At 37.0% G+C, this 16,978-nt stretch carries 17 protein-coding genes; 1 reads left to right on the top strand and 16 read right to left on the bottom strand.

Going from position 1 to position 16,978, the window contains the following annotated elements; genetic code table 11:
* Nucleotides 1-37: 37 nt before the first annotated feature.
* The 14 genes from BM146_RS02295 to BM146_RS02230 form a co-directional block, all read right to left on the bottom strand.
* A complete protein-coding gene (locus tag BM146_RS02295) occupies nucleotides 38-577 on the bottom strand; it encodes a Holliday junction resolvase RecU (protein WP_074883738.1) in 540 nt (179 codons plus the stop codon).
* 10 nt (nucleotides 578-587) lie between these two features.
* Nucleotides 588-1,553, bottom strand: a complete 966-nt coding sequence (locus BM146_RS02290; RefSeq protein WP_074883735.1) for an RluA family pseudouridine synthase — start codon at nucleotides 1,551-1,553, stop codon at nucleotides 588-590.
* 43 nt (nucleotides 1,554-1,596) lie between these two features.
* Nucleotides 1,597-2,199 carry a hypothetical protein gene (locus BM146_RS02285; protein ID WP_074883732.1) on the bottom strand — a complete coding sequence of 201 codons (603 nt, stop codon included), beginning with the start codon at nucleotides 2,197-2,199 and terminating at the stop codon, nucleotides 1,597-1,599.
* Nucleotides 2,200-2,212: 13 nt separating this feature from the next.
* On the bottom strand, nucleotides 2,213-2,944 hold the full coding sequence (locus BM146_RS02280; protein WP_074883729.1) for a pseudouridine synthase: 732 nt from the start codon (nucleotides 2,942-2,944) through the stop codon (nucleotides 2,213-2,215).
* 12 nt (nucleotides 2,945-2,956) lie between these two features.
* Nucleotides 2,957-4,018: an N-acetylmuramoyl-L-alanine amidase family protein gene (locus tag BM146_RS02275; RefSeq protein ID WP_074883726.1), complete on the bottom strand. Its 1,062-nt coding sequence runs from the start codon at nucleotides 4,016-4,018 to the stop codon at nucleotides 2,957-2,959.
* A 65-nt stretch (nucleotides 4,019-4,083) separates the two neighbouring features.
* Nucleotides 4,084-4,788 (bottom strand): ATPase, encoded by a 705-nt coding sequence (locus tag BM146_RS02270; RefSeq protein WP_074883723.1) that lies wholly within the window; start codon nucleotides 4,786-4,788, stop codon nucleotides 4,084-4,086.
* Nucleotides 4,789-4,806: 18 nt separating this feature from the next.
* Entirely contained in the window at nucleotides 4,807-5,295 is a 489-nt protein-coding gene (gene coaD, locus BM146_RS02265) for a pantetheine-phosphate adenylyltransferase (RefSeq protein ID WP_074883720.1), read from the bottom strand.
* 2 nt (nucleotides 5,296-5,297) lie between these two features.
* Nucleotides 5,298-5,849: a 16S rRNA (guanine(966)-N(2))-methyltransferase RsmD gene (gene rsmD, locus BM146_RS02260; RefSeq protein WP_074883717.1), complete on the bottom strand. Its 552-nt coding sequence runs from the start codon at nucleotides 5,847-5,849 to the stop codon at nucleotides 5,298-5,300.
* Complete coding sequence (locus BM146_RS02255; protein ID WP_074883882.1) at nucleotides 5,846-8,044, bottom strand: DNA gyrase/topoisomerase IV subunit A; 2,199 nt, start codon at nucleotides 8,042-8,044, stop codon at nucleotides 5,846-5,848. Before BM146_RS02255 ends, rsmD begins: the two co-directional genes overlap by 4 nt.
* 59 nt (nucleotides 8,045-8,103) lie before the next feature.
* On the bottom strand, nucleotides 8,104-10,026 hold the full coding sequence (locus BM146_RS02250; protein WP_074883714.1) for a DNA gyrase/topoisomerase IV subunit B: 1,923 nt from the start codon (nucleotides 10,024-10,026) through the stop codon (nucleotides 8,104-8,106).
* Between the two features lie 45 nt (nucleotides 10,027-10,071).
* Nucleotides 10,072-10,941 (bottom strand): DegV family protein, encoded by an 870-nt coding sequence (locus BM146_RS02245; protein WP_074883712.1) that lies wholly within the window; start codon nucleotides 10,939-10,941, stop codon nucleotides 10,072-10,074.
* A gap of 75 nt (nucleotides 10,942-11,016) precedes the next feature.
* The gene (recG, locus tag BM146_RS02240) at nucleotides 11,017-13,086 is read right to left on the bottom strand and encodes an ATP-dependent DNA helicase RecG (RefSeq protein ID WP_074883709.1); all 2,070 of its coding nucleotides are present in this window, start codon (nucleotides 13,084-13,086) and stop codon (nucleotides 11,017-11,019) included.
* 66 nt (nucleotides 13,087-13,152) lie between these two features.
* Complete coding sequence (locus BM146_RS02235; RefSeq protein ID WP_074883706.1) at nucleotides 13,153-14,937, bottom strand: DAK2 domain-containing protein; 1,785 nt, start codon at nucleotides 14,935-14,937, stop codon at nucleotides 13,153-13,155.
* A 33-nt stretch (nucleotides 14,938-14,970) separates the two neighbouring features.
* A complete protein-coding gene (locus BM146_RS02230) occupies nucleotides 14,971-15,333 on the bottom strand; it encodes an Asp23/Gls24 family envelope stress response protein (RefSeq protein WP_074883703.1) in 363 nt (120 codons plus the stop codon).
* Nucleotides 15,334-15,540: 207 nt separating this feature from the next.
* On the opposite strand from BM146_RS02230, the gene rpmB reads away from it, so the two are divergent.
* Nucleotides 15,541-15,726, top strand: a complete 186-nt coding sequence (rpmB, locus tag BM146_RS02225; RefSeq protein ID WP_022773970.1) for a 50S ribosomal protein L28 — start codon at nucleotides 15,541-15,543, stop codon at nucleotides 15,724-15,726.
* A 63-nt stretch (nucleotides 15,727-15,789) separates the two neighbouring features.
* Here rpmB and BM146_RS02220 read toward each other — a convergent pair whose 3' ends face one another.
* Together BM146_RS02220 and BM146_RS02215 are read right to left on the bottom strand one after the other, a co-directional pair.
* Nucleotides 15,790-16,206 (bottom strand): hypothetical protein, encoded by a 417-nt coding sequence (locus BM146_RS02220; protein WP_074883700.1) that lies wholly within the window; start codon nucleotides 16,204-16,206, stop codon nucleotides 15,790-15,792.
* Between the two features lie 8 nt (nucleotides 16,207-16,214).
* Nucleotides 16,215-16,973: an RNA polymerase sigma factor region1.1 domain-containing protein gene (locus BM146_RS02215; protein WP_074883696.1), complete on the bottom strand. Its 759-nt coding sequence runs from the start codon at nucleotides 16,971-16,973 to the stop codon at nucleotides 16,215-16,217.
* Nucleotides 16,974-16,978 lie beyond the last annotated feature (5 nt).

The following is a 16,978-nucleotide window of genomic DNA, read 5'->3' as shown; positions in this document are numbered from 1 at the left end:
AAGAGTTTAACATCCAATATTAGCTTATGTCAATTATTTATTCCCTTTCCTCTAAATCTTTTTGGAGAGTGTCAAGAAAAGGAATTAAAATTCCGGATTCACCTGGTGAATGTATTGCATAAGAAATATCAAGCTCATCATGGCGAAAGCTTTTCCTACCACCATTTTCAGCTCTTTCCCAAAATTCTTTTAATTTTCTATAGGGTAAATAATAGAATTCGTTTAGACTTGTAAAATAAATCAAAAAGAAAGCAACACCATCCTGTTTCTCAAAATCCTGCATAAAAGCAACCTGATGAGGATGAATGTTCTCTAAAGCAAAAGTAGTTGTAGCGCATTCCTTTGCATCAAAACAAACAGGAATGCCCTGAACAACTCCAATATAATCTACGGTACTTTTCTGGTCAAAATATGCCAGTGTGATGTGACGAGTTTGTTTATCAATGTTAATGGGTGTGATAGGTGTAGGAATTTTCTGGATAAGAGCAAGACCAAGTTCCTGATACCTTTCATTGGATCTGTTTATAAGTTCCTCTAATGTCGAACCTCGAAGTCCCCTTGATTTCCAAGTTGGCATGTTTCTCCCCCTAGATACCCTCAAACACAGAAGGCAGTTTTGCAATAAATTCTCTCCCCGAGAGATATTCAAGTTCTCCGGACATATTATCCGGGAAATGAATCCTATAGCTGTGCAGCAGCTGATAATTTATACCATTATATTTTTTTCCGCCATATTTAATATCCCCGATAAGCGGATGACCAATACTTGACAGATGAGCCCTTATCTGATGTGGTTTACCGGTGATAAGCTTAACTTCAAGCATTGTCAGATCGTTTTTTTCATAATATTTTAAAGGAATATACTCAGTTTCAATGTATGAATATTTATCATCTTTAGGATCATTTTCCTTAATAAAGACTTTATTTTTGACTTCATCTTTATATAGATATCCTTTTAGTCTAATACCATCAGTAATTCTGCCGGATACAAGCGTTCTGTAGTATTTATCAAGGGTTCTGTCTTTTAGCATTTGGTTCATTTCTCTTGCACCGGATAAAGACTTGGCACAAATAACAAGACCTGATGTATTCCTGTCAAGACGGTTGCATATGGATGGCTTATAGGTTAAAAGACTCTCCTGTGTAACAGAGCCTTTATTTAAAAGATAATAGATAAGCCAGTCATTAAGGCTAATATCATTCTTTTCCGCTTTTTGAGACAATAAACCAGCAGGTTTATTTACAAATATTACATTGTCATCTTCATAAACAATTTCAACTAAAAGCTTCTCGTACGGAGAATTTTTTTCTTCATTAAGGGAGGCTTTGTTCTTACCCACAAACTTATCAAATGTTTCATCCGAAAAGTATATCTTTATTGAATCTCCGATTTTTAATTTTTCTTTTCCATCTGCTTTCTTGTCATTTAAAGTAATATTCTTTTTACGCAGCATCTTATAAATAAAACTGCCGGTTGCTTCAGACAGATAAGCCTTTAGAAAGCTATCAAGCCTTTTACTTTCTTGATTTTTATCAATAACTATTTCTTTCATTATTTTTTGTATAACCCGATTCAAACCTATTTTTCACAATCAATTATAGCGATATGGATAAAAGAACTGCCGCAGGTGTCTGAACAGTTCCGGCCTCCCATGAATCCTCTATGGCAATAGGGTCAATTTTCTTTTCTTCGCGGAGTTTATCAAGCTGATGAAGTCTGTCACAGAACTTATCCGTATCTGTAAATACTTTAATGCTGTAACTGGAATATCCGCTTCCTGCCATCATCTTTTTAATATGTTTTTCACAGTCTGATTCTTCCATATCCTTATCTGCAGCAAGGGCACATATATTCTTATCAAGCACTGTAGAAGCTGCTATGTAATAATTTTTGTCATATGAGGTTATTATCTGATCATAATGAATCAAAAGACCGCCTTTATTTTCCTCGATCATCTTGAAATCTTTAAGGGAGCAGCTTTTGGCTTTAATGAACATAATGAGATTTACGCCGCTCCATCCTGTAGGAAGACAAAGAACTGCTGCAATAATACTAAATATGCTCTTTTGACTGTGATATACAAATAATCCTGTAAAAAAAACAATAAGTACAATTGCAAGAAAAATAGCTGTTCTTATAATTGCAACCTTTTTTCTGTATTCAATATAACCAAATTCACCTTTATCAATACGTTTCATAATGTTACCTGTATTATTCTACTCCAAGTTCTTTTAATTCAATTTCTGTAAGTGGCCTGTATTGACCGGGGAAAAGCGTTTCATCAAGAACAAGCGGGCCAAATGTAACTCTTTTTAAGAAAACAACCTTATTCCCTACTGCTTCCATCATCCTTTTTACCTGATGAAAACGGCCTTCATGAATTATAAGGTTTACTACGGGATTGCCATTTTCATCTGTTTCTTTCCTGATGACCTTTGCTTCCATAGTAAGATATGGCTCTCCATTATCCTTTACATCACCTATGTCTACGCCTTTTTCAAGCTTCTCAATATCTTCATCACTTATCTCTTTTTCAAGATGAACTTCATAGGTCTTATCAACATGCTTTTTAGGGGAAAGAAGCCTGTGAATAAGAACTCCATCGTCTGTTAAAAGAAGCAGACCCACTGTATCTATATCCAGACGTCCTGCAGGATTTAAGCCTTTTACATTTTCATCTTTTAACAGATCAAGAACTGTTTTATTTCTGCCATCAGTTGTGGCCGACACTACTCCTTCAGGCTTATAAAGCATGTAATAATGGAATTTACTAAATGTAAGTTCCACACCATCAAAAGCAATAATATCTACATTCTCGTCAATATGAATGTCTGCTTTTTTGGCAGGTATACCATTGACTGAACATCTTCCGTTTTTTACATATTCTTTAATTTGTTTGCGGGTACCAATATTGTGGTCACCCAAAAATTTATCTAATCTCAATTTTTTCTCTCTTTAATTGGTATATCCTGTTACCAAAACAGGTTCACTTTCTTTGTAAAGTTCATAATTATTATATGCTCTGCACACGATTGTAGGTGATACTACGCCCTTTGGAATCTTTATGTTAAAGGACTGCGTCTCTTTTGTCCTGTCCCACATCTGCAATATGGAGAAGGTTTTGCCTCCGTCATAACTATAAGAAAAATATATTACGGGTGACTGACTATCCTTTGTACTCATCTCTATAAGGGCGTTTCTGCTGTTACTGTCATAAGAAACACAGGAAACCTTGCAGTAATCCGGCTCTGTGAAATCCTGACTCAAACGAGTTTTAGGGATGCTGACAGTTTTGAAACTATAATTGGAATAGTCAGCTCCTGTAGTCTTGGAAGTAAGCTTAAAATACTTGGCTACCGCAGTTGCATCTGTTACTCCAAGTGTCTTTAGGAATCCGGCAGTATTAAGAAATGGCAGATCATAACTGTGATCAAGGTAGGCATGCTCGATTATTACACAAGGAATGTCTCTTGCAACGCTTTGCCTTATTATTCCATAATAGTCTTTGCCTGTTTTGCCAATTTTTGTCTTTACACCTCTCTGGTAAAGGCCAAGATTTCCAAGTTCATCAGACATTATCTGCCCAAATTCAGCACCTTTTTTGTAAAAAGAACCAAAGGCTGATGTCCAGATTTCAGAGCCATAAAATTCATGTTCTAATGAAGCATTAAAATGTATGCTGAACATAAAATCTGCATTTAATCTCTTGGCAGTAGCAGCACGATCTTCAAGGGATATAAAAGTATCAGTTGTTCTTGTTAAATATACTGAAACATTGTCGTACTTTTCAAGTTCTTCCTTCATAGCAGTTGCAACCTGCATTGTTAATTCTTTTTCAGAAAAACCATTATACTGCGCACCAAGGTTTTTTTCTCCTGTACCGCCATGTCCAGGATCTATAACAATAACAACTTTTTCATGTGCTGATGCCGCTTCAACTTCAAAAGTTGAAGTACATAAAATAGCCCCCATAAGAATTATACTAGCCAACATAAATGAAAAAACACTTTTTTTCATAAAATCCCCCATATATAGAAATAACAAATAAGCTGTCGCAAAAAGCGGCAGCTTATAATATTCTATCAGTTAAGCATGTCAAGGTTGATTGCTTCAGATGAATTGGCATCACCAGCCTCACCGGCAACTGTATCCTGAGACGCATAGCCAGCATTACCGGAAACCTCAGGTTGTTTAAGATCAGCTCTGTTTGACTTGATGACCTCGCTATACTGTGTGAGAGCCGAAAGAATACTATCATTACTCTGTGAAACTGAGTTAACAATTTCAAGGCTATGTTTTTTAACAGCATCTATTATCTCATCATTATTTCTACTTGTGGCATCAATAGATTGTGCAATAACATCCTCAACTCCTGCCAAAAGCTGGTCTGTATACTGAACTGCAGCGCCCTTCATATTATTGGCTTCGATCATGGCGTTATCAAGAATCTCTTTTGCCTGCATTGCAGCCTGTGATACGACCTCATTAGCCTGTGCGTAAGCCTGCTGCATGATTTCATGTTCATTTATAAGCTGATTAGTTTTAATTGTTGCCTGATTTACGATTTCTTCAGCTTTTTTTCTTGCATCATTTAAAATAGCTTCTTTGTTGCTGATGATTTTCTGATATTTTTTGATTTCCTCAGGTGTTTTACTTCTGAGTTCTCGAAGGAGCTCGTCAATTTCCTCTTTGTTAACAATTATTTTGGTCTGTGACAAAGGCTGAGGTTTACAGTTGTCGATATAAGTCTCTATTTCGTCAATCAACTGTTCAATTCTGCTAGTCATTATTTGATTCCCCCTGACTTATTTTCTGAACCCATACTTTTTATATAATGTATCAGCGACAAAATCCGGAACACATGGAGTAATATCGCCATTATAGCTTGCAACTTCTTTTACAACAGAGCTGCTAAGGTAAGAATACTGAAGTGATGTCGTTAAGAAAACAGTATCAACTTCGTTATGAGAAAGCTCCTTATTGGTCTGTGCAATTTGAAGCTCATACTCAAAATCTGTTATAGCTCTAAGGCCACGAATAACGATATGAATATTCTCTTTCTTGCAATAGTCTATAAGTAAGCCACTAAAAGACTCTACATATACGTTATTAAGCTCACTTACTGACTCTATTATCATTTTAACACGTTCATCCAGCGTAAACAATGGAGTTTTAGCGGAATTGCACATGACAGCTACTATAACCTTATCAAACATCTGCGATGCACGCTTTATTATATCTAAATGTCCGTAAGTAACCGGATCGAAACTTCCGGGATATACTGCAACCTTCACAGTTACTCCTTTCTATAAAGAAATACATGTTTATTTGTTTTGTATTCTTTTTCTCTTCTAACTTCAAAGCCATAATCACTTGCAAATGAGAAATCCAAATCAAGTGCACTTTCTACAATGATCATGGTATTAGGAGTTACATAGTCCATATTCGATAATTGAGATAATGTTCTCTCATAAAGATCCTCATGATAAGGAGGATCAATAAAGATAATATCGACTTCTTTTTCGTGAACATTCCTAAGTCCCAGAACAACATCCTGTTTAAGAACAGTTGAAACATCCTCAAAATGAGTAGTTTTCAGGTTCTCCATAATGCATTTGTATGCTGAATTAGCATTTTCAATGAAGTATGCCTTTGAGGCACCTCTTGAGAGAGCTTCAATGCCAATTCCGCCGCTTCCTGAAAAAAGATCTACAAATACGGCTCCTGGAACCTGATTCTGTATCATATTGAAAAGTGTCTCTTTTATTCTGTCCTGTGTAGGTCTTGTGTCATTTCCTTCAGGAGTTATTAATCGTAATCTTCTAGCTGAACCTGCAATTACTCTCATAATCTCACCTTTGTTCCTTTTGTATCTCTACTTGTAACTTTGAGATGTCCGAGCTGCAATTCTTTATCATTGTGTTCGATCATCTTTTCTTCCATATCGTTAAGGTAATAAACATCTCTGATGTAGTCGTTCTTTCCAAGTCTCATTCCTCTGACACCAACAGCAGCTTTCTTTTTCTCCGGAATCGTTTCAACATAGAAACGGAGGAAATAGCCATCGTTTGATCTAAGAATAACAGTCTTTTGTGTATGAATAACTTCAACATTTACAACTTCGTCATCATCCATAAGCTTTGTTGCAGCAACTGTTCTCTTTGAAACATCAAATTCGCCACCATCAACAATCTTCATCATAGCCTGTTTTGTAGTAAATACCAACCTGTATAGATTAAGCTCAGACTGACTTGCAGCAAGGATTATGGTTTCTTTTGAAGTATCAAAATTGCTGACATTATCAATAGGAATTCCCTTGTCTCTCATTTTGCCCTGAGGAAGGTCCATTGCCTTTACAGTATGCAAATTACCAGCATTTGTAAAGAAACATACCTTACCTGTATTTTTCATAATAAATGAGAACTTAAACTCAGCCTGGATTGTCTCTTTGTTCTTCTCATAGGTGTTGGCATCTATGGTCTTTGCATATCCAAATCTGTCCATAATAAATGCAACATCAGTCTCTTCAACAGGTTTTTCTTCATAAACAGCTGTTTCTCTGTTATCTATGATAGTCTTTCTGGGAGACTGGTACTCTTTTTTTATCTTGTTCAGATCATTTTGTATTACAAGAGACATTGAATCATGGCTCTCAAGAATATCTTCATACTTGAAAATATTAGCTACAGTCTCTTCATGCTCTTTAATAAGTGCATCAAGTTCAAGTCCAATGAGTTTATATAGTCTCATTTCAAGGATTGCATCAGCCTGTGCTTCAGTAAACATAAGCTGTGAAGCCATTGCTTTTGATTCTCTTGACTTGAAATTAATTCCCTCTGTCACACCGTTAACAAGACAGTTCTTAGCCATGCTTCTGTCCTTTGATCCTCTGAGAATTTCGATAACAAGATCAATTACATTGCAGGCTTTAATGAGACCTTCCTGTATTTCTTTCTTTTCCTGCTCTTTTTTAAGAAGCGTTGTATACTTCCTGGTTGCTACTTCAAACTGGAAATCAGTACATGCTCTCATGATTTCCTTAAGTGACATAGTCTCTGGCCTGCCATTATCGATAGCAAGCATATTTACGCCGAAAGTATCTTCAAGTTTAGTCTTCTTGTAAAGAAGATTTGTAAAGTTTTCTACATCTGTATCTTTTTTTAATTCAATTACAATTCTGATACCTTCTTTTGAGGACTGGTTAGAAATATCAACAATATCATTTGTGATTTTCTTTTCAGCAAGTTCAGCTACATCAGCCATAAACTTACCAATACCGGCACCGATCATTGTGTAAGGAATCTCTGTAATAACAAGATTTATGTGGCCGTTTTTGCCCTTCTCAGTCTCAACCTTACCTCTGATCTTGATCTTACCTGAACCGGTCTCATATATGTTTCTAAGTTCATCCTTATTAATTACAACACCACCGGTAGGAAAATCAGGTCCTTTGATATATTTCATGAGATCTTTTGTAGTTAAAGAATCATCCTGAATATATGCGATTTCAGCATCAATTACTTCTGCAAGATTATGAGGAGGTGTGCTTGTTGCCATACCTACCGCAATACCTTCAGAACCATTTATAAGAAAATTCGGTATCTTTACAGGAAGAACTGATGGTTCTCTTTCTGTCTCATCAAAGTTTGGTAAAAAATCTACTACATCCTTATCAAGGTCCTGAAGAAAATTCTCCTGAGTAACCTTCGAAAGTCTTGCCTCTGTGTAACGCATTGCAGCTGCGCCATCACCTTCGATATTGCCAAAGTTTCCATGACCATCCACAAGAGGAATCATCTTTTTGAAATCCTGTGTCATAACGACAAGGCAGTCATAAATTGAGCTATCACCATGTGGATGATACTTACCCATGGTATCGCCGACAATTCTGGCACTTTTTCTGTATGGTCTGTCATATCTTATGCCCAGTTCATACATATCGTATAAAGTTCTTCTCTGAACCGGCTTAAGTCCATCCCTGATATCAGGAAGAGCTCTCGCGATTATGACACTCATGGCATAATCTATGAAAGACTTCTGCATTACTTCAGAGTATTCGGTTCTAATAATTCTATCTTCCACTGTTATTCCCCTAACAAACCTTAAATATCTAATTCAGCATCAGTTGCATGCTGATGTATAAAATCACGTCTTGGAGGCACATCGATTCCCATAAGAAGCTCTGTCATCTGAGATGCCATCTTAGCATCCTCAATCTCAACAAGCTTTAATAATCTCTTTTCCGGATCAAGTGTTGTCTCCCAAAGCTGAGCGGGATCCATCTCACCAAGACCTTTATATCTCTGGAGAGTAAAAGAACCCTTATGAGTATTCCTGTATTTTGCAAGCGCACTGTCATCATAGAGATATTCTTCTTTTCCTCTGGCAGGCAAAGCCTTATAAAGAGGAGGCATAGCAATATAAACATGTCCCTGGAAAATAAGCTCTGGCATAAATCTGTAGAATAATGTCAAAAGAAGCGTAGAAATATGCTCACCATCGACATCGGCATCGGCCATGATAATAATTTTGTCATATCTTAATTTGTTTATATCAAAATCATTGCCGTATCCTTCAGAAAATCCGCAGCCAAAGGCATTGATCATTGTCTTTATCTCTGCATTAGCCAAGACTTTATCAATACTTGCTTTTTCAACGTTAAGTATTTTTCCTCTAATAGGTAATATTGCCTGGAAGTTCCTATCTCGGGCCATTTTAGCGCTGCCACCGGCAGAATCTCCCTCGACTATGAATATCTCACATTTAGAAGCATCCTTGCTGATACAGTTAGCAAGCTTACCATTTGAATCAAATGAGTACTTCTGCTTTGTAAGCATATTAGTCTTAGCTTTTTCTTCTGTTTTCCTGATTTTGGCAGCTTTTTCAGCGCAAGCAATTATCGCCTTTAATGTTTCAATATTTCTGTCAAAGAACCTTGTAACTTCTTCGCCTGTAATCTTGGAAACAATCTTGGCTGCATCCTGATTATCAAGCTTTGTCTTTGTCTGTCCTTCAAATCTTGGATCCGGATGCTTTATTGAAACAACAGCAGTCATACCGTTTCTTACATCGGTACCCGTGAAGTTATTGTCTTTGTCCTTTAATATGTTAAGCTCTCTGGCATACTGGTTTATGACATTGGTAAACATTGTCTTAAAGCCGGTTAGATGTGTACCGCCTTCTGCATTATAGATATTATTACAAAATCCAAGAACTTCCTCATGGAATTCATTAACATACTGAAATGCTACTTCAACCTCTACACCTTCGCTTTCACCAGAAAAAGATATAACATCATGAACAGCCTCTTTTGACTTGTTCATATCCTTGATAAATCCTGTGATTCCGTCAGGCTCATGGAATTCAACATACTCCTCTACACCAGGTCGCTTATCTTGAAAAACTATCGTAAGTGAAGGATTAAGATAAGCAGTTTCATGTAGTCTTGACTTAATATCATCTTCCTTGAACCTTGTTTTTTCAAAGATAGTATCATCTGGCAAAAAGTTTATAGTAGTTCCATTTTCTTTTGTTGTGCCAACAGGAACTAAAAGGCCATTCTCAAGCTTAGTTGTTGGAATACCTCTCTCATAACTGTCTTCATAAATATAGCCATCTTTTTTAATTCTGACGCTCATCCTTGTTGACAAAGCATTTACAACAGATGAGCCAACACCATGAAGACCACCGCTGGTCTTATATGCATTATTATCAAATTTTCCACCGGCATGAAGAGTAGTAAGAACGACACGCTCAGCAGTTACGCCTTTAGCATGCATTCCTACAGGAATACCTCTACCATTATCTTCAACTGTAGCTGAACCATCAGCCTCTAAAGTAACATGGATTTTTGTGCAGAAACCTGCAAGATGTTCATCGACAGCGTTATCTACAATTTCATAAACAAGATGATTAAGACCTCTTGTAGAAACACTGCCAATATACATACCAGGACGCTTCCTTACAGCCTCAAGGCCCTCCAAAACAGTAATACTAGAAGCGTCATATTGTTCGTATGCAGCCATTCAAAACCCCTTTTCAAAACTATTTTCTAATAATATAAATTCAAACTAAAAATGTAATTTTTTGGTAACAGTTACTGCCAAAGCCCCTGGTCCAATGTGGCAGGCAACTGATAAAGAAAGCGGATCCATATGGATATCAAATCCAGGGAATGCTTCTTCTACTTCTTTTTTCCAAGCTGTAGCTGCTTCTAAATCCTTAGTATAAGCACATGCAATATAAAAATCTTTTGCCTCCATACCACCGAATCTGTTTTCGATGTCAGCCTTTATGGCATTTATCATTATGTTTTTACCCTGATTGGTCGTACGAGCTTTAGCAAATGCATCAAGCTTCTCACCCTGTATCTGGAGAACAGGTTTTAAACGAAGGAGTGTTCCAAGAGCTGCCGCAGCAGGTGTTATCCTTCCGCCTTTTTTTAGATAATAAAGAGTATCAAGCATAATATATATACTTGACTCAAATTTATTATCCATAAGGTTTTTGACAATCTCTTCTGCTGATAAGCCGGCTTTTGCCATCTCAAGTGCATCAAGAGCAGATTGTCTTTGAGTAACAGATATTCTCTGGTTATCAACAACAAAAACCTTTCCCTCATATTCTTCCTGTGCGATCATATACGCACTCTGGCAGGAACCTGAAAGTCCGCTGCTCATAGGAATATATATAATCTGGTCATAATCCTGCAAAACCTTATCCCAAAGAGTCATAAGTGAATCCGGAGTTGGCTGGCTTGTTGAAACGGCAGCGTCCTCGCCAAGTTTGGTATAAAATTGCTCCTGCGTAAGATTTATATCTTCATAAAAATCCTGATCATTTATCATAAACGGCATAGGAACAACAAAAAGCCCTAATTCATTGGCCTGACTTTGAGTTACACCACTATTACTATCTGTAACAACTGCAATTTTAGACATAATATAGATATTCTACCGACAAAAAAGCCGATAATCCTCCTATTTTCTTACTATTACACTAGAATAATATTACTTTTATAATGTTGCAAAGTCAACTGAATTTGCCGATTTTGTGCGCAGCAATTCTTTTAATACACTATGTTGTGTCATCTCAAGGTCTGGATCTTTTGCCAAAATTCTGTCAGCATCCATTGCTGATTCTTTAACAAGATCACTGTCATGATATATATCGCCAACACGAAAATTAAGATCACCGCTTTGTCGAACGCCAAATAAATCGCCAGGACCTCTTTGCCTTAAATCCTCTTCAGCAATTTTAAAACCATCATTAGATTTATTCATAATATCAAGTCTTTCCCTGGCTTCCTTCGAATCAGAGGTGTTAAGGAAAATGCAATAAGACTGTGCATCTCCTCTTCCTACTCTTCCACGAAGCTGATGAAGCTGTGAAAGTCCAAATCGCTCAGCATTCTCAATCATCATAACTGTGGCATTTGGAACATTTATACCAACTTCTATAACAGTTGTAGAGACAAGAACATCGATGTCTTTCCTTGCAAAAGCATCCATTATTTTGTCTTTTTCAAGCGGCTTCATTTTTCCGTGAAGCATGTCAACTCTTATACCTGATGGCAGAGCCGCCCTAAGTTTTTCTGTATAATCAGTGACATTTTCAACGTTATCAAGTTCACCCTCTTCAATCATCGGACAAATCACATAAGCCTGATGTCCTGCTTCAACCTGGCTTTTTATAAACTTATAAGCTGTAGGTCTGTAATCTGTTCCTACAACACAGTTCTTTATTGGCTTTCTTCCACCCGGCATTTCATTAACTATTGAAATGTGCAGATCACCATAAAGAATGATTGCAAGTGTTCGAGGAATAGGAGTGGCACTCATCAAAAGAACATGTACCTTATCGCCTTTTCCTGCCAGTGATTCTCTCTGACGAACTCCGAATCTGTGCTGTTCATCCGTAACCACAAGAGCAAGATTTTTATAATTCACCTTCTCCTGAATAAGTGCATTTGTACCTATTATGCAGTTAACCTCTCCCTCACTTATCTTTCTTTGAGCTTCTTTCTTTTCCTTTGCAGAAAGTGCTCCCGTCAAAAGAACAGGCTTTAACGCCTTCAGACCATATTTGTTAATAATATCCATGAAGCTCTCATAATGCTGCGCAGCCAAAACTTCAGTAGGTGCCATAAGAGCTCCTTGATATCCATTTGCAGCTGCCGTCAAAAGAGCAAGTAAAGAAATAATAGTTTTTCCCGATCCCACATCTCCCTGAATAAGCCTGTTCATAACCGTTTCGCCCGAAAGATCACTTTTTATATCTTCCCAGGCGCTCATCTGAGCATTAGTAAGCTTATATGGAAGTTTTTCTAAGAGTCGTTTTGTGTCCGCTACATCAATCATAGGATACACATTCTTAATTATTTCCTGCGATTTTTTTAGCAGTCTTAATTTAAGCACAAAAAGCAAAAACTCATCATAAGCAAGTCGCCTTCTGGCTTTTTCAAGTGCTTTCTCATTTGAAGGAAAATGGATGCCTACCGTTGCTTCACTATAGCTTATAAGATTATGGCTTTTAATTATATCCTCCGGAAGATATTCTTCAAATTTTCCTGTACTTTTGAAAGCTTCATGCATCGCCTTTATTACAATATTATTTGTTAATCCCTTAACCAAAGGATATCTAGGCTGCATCTGTCCCACAAGAGACATATACTCATCAAGTTTATACATTTTAGGCTGATCCATTGCAAGAAAATTTCCTTTTTTTTGAACCGTGCCTCTAAATACATGACTTGTTCCTGGCTTTAACACACTTGCAAGATAAGGAGCGTTAAAATATGTCATTTTTACTCTGGCAGTCTGATCAGCAGCTTCAAATGCAATGATTGAAAGATTTCTTACTCTTCTCTTAACAATACTTCCAATAATTGTAAGTTTACATGCATTAACCTCGCCAGGCTTCATATCACACGCGTTTACAATATTTCCATAAATATCGTATGTTCTTGGATAATACCTGATCAAATCTCCGCATGTATAAACACCACATTTTTCAAAAAGCTTTGCAGTTTTTTCTCCAATGCCTTTTAAATTTATAACTCTCTCTTCAAGTTCTCTGCTCCCCAAAATACACCTCGCAATAAAGAAAATTAAAGCCAGGCAAATAAAGCCTGGCTCATGGTTAATCTATAATTATTCTGCAGAAACTATATAGTAATATATTGGTTGCCCGCCATACTGAAGTTCCACATCACACTGAGGATACTTTTCACTGATTTTATTCTTTAAATCCTCAGCATCTTTTTCTTCAACTTCATCACCATAATAAACACTGATAAGTTCTAGATCGTCATTCATCATCTTTTCAAGCATGTTATAAGTTACATCAGCGATTTCAGCTCCTACCGAAAGAATTCCTGAATCGCCAATACCCATGTAATCGCCCTGTTTAATCTGAACATCATCAATAACTGTATCTCTTACAGCATATGTCACTTCACCTGTGTTAACTGTTGAAAGAGAATCCGTCATAGCTGCTATATTATCTTCAAGCGCCACATCAGGAACGAAGTTGATTATAGCCGTTACTCCCTGAGGCACTGTCTTTGAAGGAACAACTACAATCTTTTTACCATCATCTGAATCCTCTGCCATAATTGCTGCTTGATTAGCTGCAAGAATAATATTCTTATTATTAGGAAGCACAATGACAGTATCAGCATTAACCTTTTCAACAGCATCCATAATGTCTGCTGTGCTAGGGTTCATTGTCTGTCCACCTTCAATGACATAATCAACACCAAGTCCTCTGAATATCTCTGCAAGACCATCGCCAGCACATACAGTAACAAAACCAACTTCTTTGTGAGGCATCTCAGGAGTTTCTTCCTTCTCATCATTAAGTTCAACCCTATCACCAAGCGGAATATCATCACCAGGTAAATATGTAGGTGTAAGCTCAGCAGCACCATTTATCTCAGTCTTAATTTCAGCCCAAGAACCATCATTATTTTCATGGAATAGTTTCTCTCTGTGCTCCATTCTCATATTGTCAATCTTCATGTTTGAAAGCTGACCATACATAAGAGCTCTCTGAATAGCAAGACCAGGATCATTGGAATGTACGTGAACTTTACAGATTTCGTCATCAGCCACCATTACAATGCTGTCACCAATGGATTCAAGGAAAGACTTAAAGTCTATCTCCTGCTTGATATTAAGAGGTTTAGACAAAAGAACAATAAATTCTGTGCAATAACCAAATTTAATATCAGCTTCTTCAACTTCCTTGCCAGCTGCGCCAGCCTTTGCACCAGGTGTCATAGCTTCTTCATTTATGGAAAGATCAATTTCTTTTCCAAGATAGCAATCAAGAGCACCCTTAAGAACCTGCATAAGGCCCTGTCCGCCAGAGTCTACAACACCAGCCTGCTTAAGAACAGGGAGCATATCCGGTGTCTTGGCAAGCACTTCATCTGCATATTTAATAACTTCGCTGCAGAAATACTCGATATCATCCGTTCCCTCTACTGCAAGTTCGTGGGCTTTTTCTGCCGCTCCCTTTGCAACAGTAAGGATTGTTCCTTCCTTAGGCTTCATTACAGCCTTATATGCAGTTTCTACAGCCTTATCAAAAGCAGCTGAAAGAATCTCTACATTAACTTCATCATGTTCTTTTACAATCTTGGTAAATCCTCTAAGGAGCTGTGAAAGAATAACTCCGGAGTTACCTCTGGCTCCACGAAGTGAACCAGATGAAATAGCCTTACAAATGGATGCCATGTCGCTGCTATCGCCAAGACCTGAAACCTCTTTAGCTGCTGACATGATAGTCATTGTCATATTTGTGCCTGTATCTCCATCCGGAACAGGGAAAACGTTAAGTTCGTTTATCCATTCCTTTTTTGCCTCAAGATTCTTGGCACCAGCTAAAAACATTTTTGACAACAGCTTAGCGTCAATTACATTATTACTCAAAACTTAATTCCTCCTAGAACTCAATCGAGCCAATTAATCTATAACACGGACGCCTTCGATGTAGATATTAATCTTCTCGATTTCGAGCCCGGTAAATTCTTCTACTTTATATTTTACAGTGTCGATAAGGTTATCAGATACTGCTGATATACTAACTCCATAAGCTACTATAACATGAAAGTCAAGTCTAAGCTTGTTGTTATCATCAAGTGTAACGTTAATGCCTCTTGTCATGGAATCAAGCTTAAGAAGGCTAACAAGGCCATCCTTGACGTTAACATTGGCCATTCCGACAATTCCAAAGCATTCCATTGCGACTGCACCAGCATACTGGGCAATAACTTCATTATCAATAGAAATATTTCCCATGTGTGTGTTTACCACAGAAGCTTTCATATAATTCCTCCTTAACAAGCAGTGCTACTGACTGCCTTTTTCGCATACCATATAGTATTATAATAGCAGTTAATAAAAAAATAAACCATAAATTTTGTATATTTCTCTTGCAATTAGTTTTCGTTTCTGCTAATATATCAATGTTGCGAAACAAAGCAATAATATGCTATTTATTTGCGATTACATGGCTTATAAGGAGGTGTCAAAATGGCTAAATGTGATATTTGTGGCAAGGGCGTTCATTTCGGTAACAACGTAAGCCATTCTCATAGAAGATCTAACAGAGTTTGGAAGTCAAACGTTCAGCACGTTGCTGTTAAGGTCAACGGTCAGTCAAAGAGAATGCACGTTTGCGCAAGTTGCCTTAGATCTAACAAGGTTGAAAGAGCTTAATAAGTAATAATAAAAACTACCTGGAGTCAGGTAGTTTTTTATTGCTTATTACTCTTCTATTTTTTATATAGAAAAACCCAAAAGAGCGAGTTTTGATATGATTAGTTCTCTGATAATGATTCCCTTCTCTTCTTTTTCATCCTTATTCATTTTTACAAGCTGTTCTATTGTATAGACTTTCTCTTTAAAACCCTTTTCATGATTTAAAGGATCTTTATATTGAGATGTTCTGATCCTGAGTCTGAGCTGCCTATAGAGTTTATAATCAAAACTATCTTTTTCTATATAGTAGAGATGACTCTCAAGACTTGTATCAAGATCAACTTCATCTTTAATATATTTTGTTATTATGGTCTTGAACTTAAATGGGACCATCTCATTATTTAAGAGCTCATTATAGTTATAACGAGCTCCAAAATAATATCTTTCAATATCCTGCATGTAATACTTGAAATCATCTTCATTTACAATATTCTGCATATGCTTAATTACTTCTCTCCGCTGTCAAGATCTTCAATGTTGTCGCCGCTGAACTTTATGGCACTTCTGATCTTATCTTCATCCCATCCTGTCTCATCCATAAGCTCTTTTACGGTGACTTTACGTCTGAGATCATCAGCAAGCTCTTTTGCCCTGTCCGCAACTTCCTGAACAAGTTTAAGAACCTTCTGGCTTCCTGTATCTTCTGCAAGATTCTCCTGAATAATATTCTCCATAGCATCAAGCATCAGTTTATACAAAAATTCCTCAACTTCAGATGGCTCCCCAACAGCATCAAGCATTGTAACGCCCTTGGTAAGAGCTACATTTCCTTCCCCTATAAGGTCTTCCAAAAATACCCCCTGTTCGGAATACATCCTTGCAACATCTACTACAAGGGGAAGATACATGGAAATAAGCTTTTCCTGCGCATCCTTTTCCCCTGCCAAAGCAGCAATTGCTATAGCTTCTTTTTCACCATCAGTATAACTTGGGAGTGCATTTAAACTTTCAATGTAATCATCTAAATAGTTCTTTTCTTCTTCAGAAAGATCCTCGTCAGTAAAAACAGCCTCTTCGTCAACACCTATCTTATGGCTTTTCAGGTATTCAAAGACCATTTCAAACTGCTTTTCATCAAGTTCAAGATCAGAAAAAGCTTCTTTAACTTCCTCTGATGTGATTATGTTTTTATTTTCTCTGGCTGTTCTTGTAACATTCTTTAAAATAGCCGCAAATTCTTTTTCTTTGTTTTCTAAATTACCCATGGTGC

Origin of the sequence: Butyrivibrio proteoclasticus (assembly GCF_900115735.1) — a bacterium.
GTDB lineage: Bacteria > Bacillota > Clostridia > Lachnospirales > Lachnospiraceae > Butyrivibrio > Butyrivibrio proteoclasticus_B.
This window is presented reverse-complemented; position numbering and strand designations above follow the sequence as displayed.

What these genes read in the sequence shown, in the direction of transcription:
- BM146_RS02295 (WP_074883738.1), bottom strand. Translation starts at nt 577, where the DNA reads ATGCCAACTTGGAAATCAAGGGGACTTCGAGGTTCGACATTAGAGGAA.
- BM146_RS02255 (WP_074883882.1), bottom strand. Translation starts at nt 8,044, where the DNA reads ATGCAGAAGTCTTTCATAGATTATGCCATGAGTGTCATAATCGCGAGA.
- BM146_RS02220 (WP_074883700.1), bottom strand. Translation starts at nt 16,206, where the DNA reads ATGCAGAATATTGTAAATGAAGATGATTTCAAGTATTACATGCAGGAT.
- rpmB (WP_022773970.1), top strand. Translation starts at nt 15,541, where the DNA reads ATGGCTAAATGTGATATTTGTGGCAAGGGCGTTCATTTCGGTAACAAC.
- rsmD (WP_074883717.1), bottom strand. Translation starts at nt 5,849, where the DNA reads ATGAGAGTAATTGCAGGTTCAGCTAGAAGATTACGATTAATAACTCCT.
- BM146_RS02230 (WP_074883703.1), bottom strand. Translation starts at nt 15,333, where the DNA reads ATGAAAGCTTCTGTGGTAAACACACACATGGGAAATATTTCTATTGAT.
- BM146_RS02270 (WP_074883723.1), bottom strand. Translation starts at nt 4,788, where the DNA reads ATGACTAGCAGAATTGAACAGTTGATTGACGAAATAGAGACTTATATC.
- BM146_RS02275 (WP_074883726.1), bottom strand. Translation starts at nt 4,018, where the DNA reads ATGAAAAAAAGTGTTTTTTCATTTATGTTGGCTAGTATAATTCTTATG.
- BM146_RS02245 (WP_074883712.1), bottom strand. Translation starts at nt 10,941, where the DNA reads ATGTCTAAAATTGCAGTTGTTACAGATAGTAATAGTGGTGTAACTCAA.
- BM146_RS02215 (WP_074883696.1), bottom strand. Translation starts at nt 16,973, where the DNA reads ATGGGTAATTTAGAAAACAAAGAAAAAGAATTTGCGGCTATTTTAAAG.
- BM146_RS02290 (WP_074883735.1), bottom strand. Translation starts at nt 1,553, where the DNA reads ATGAAAGAAATAGTTATTGATAAAAATCAAGAAAGTAAAAGGCTTGAT.
- BM146_RS02250 (WP_074883714.1), bottom strand. Translation starts at nt 10,026, where the DNA reads ATGGCTGCATACGAACAATATGACGCTTCTAGTATTACTGTTTTGGAG.
- BM146_RS02285 (WP_074883732.1), bottom strand. Translation starts at nt 2,199, where the DNA reads ATGAAACGTATTGATAAAGGTGAATTTGGTTATATTGAATACAGAAAA.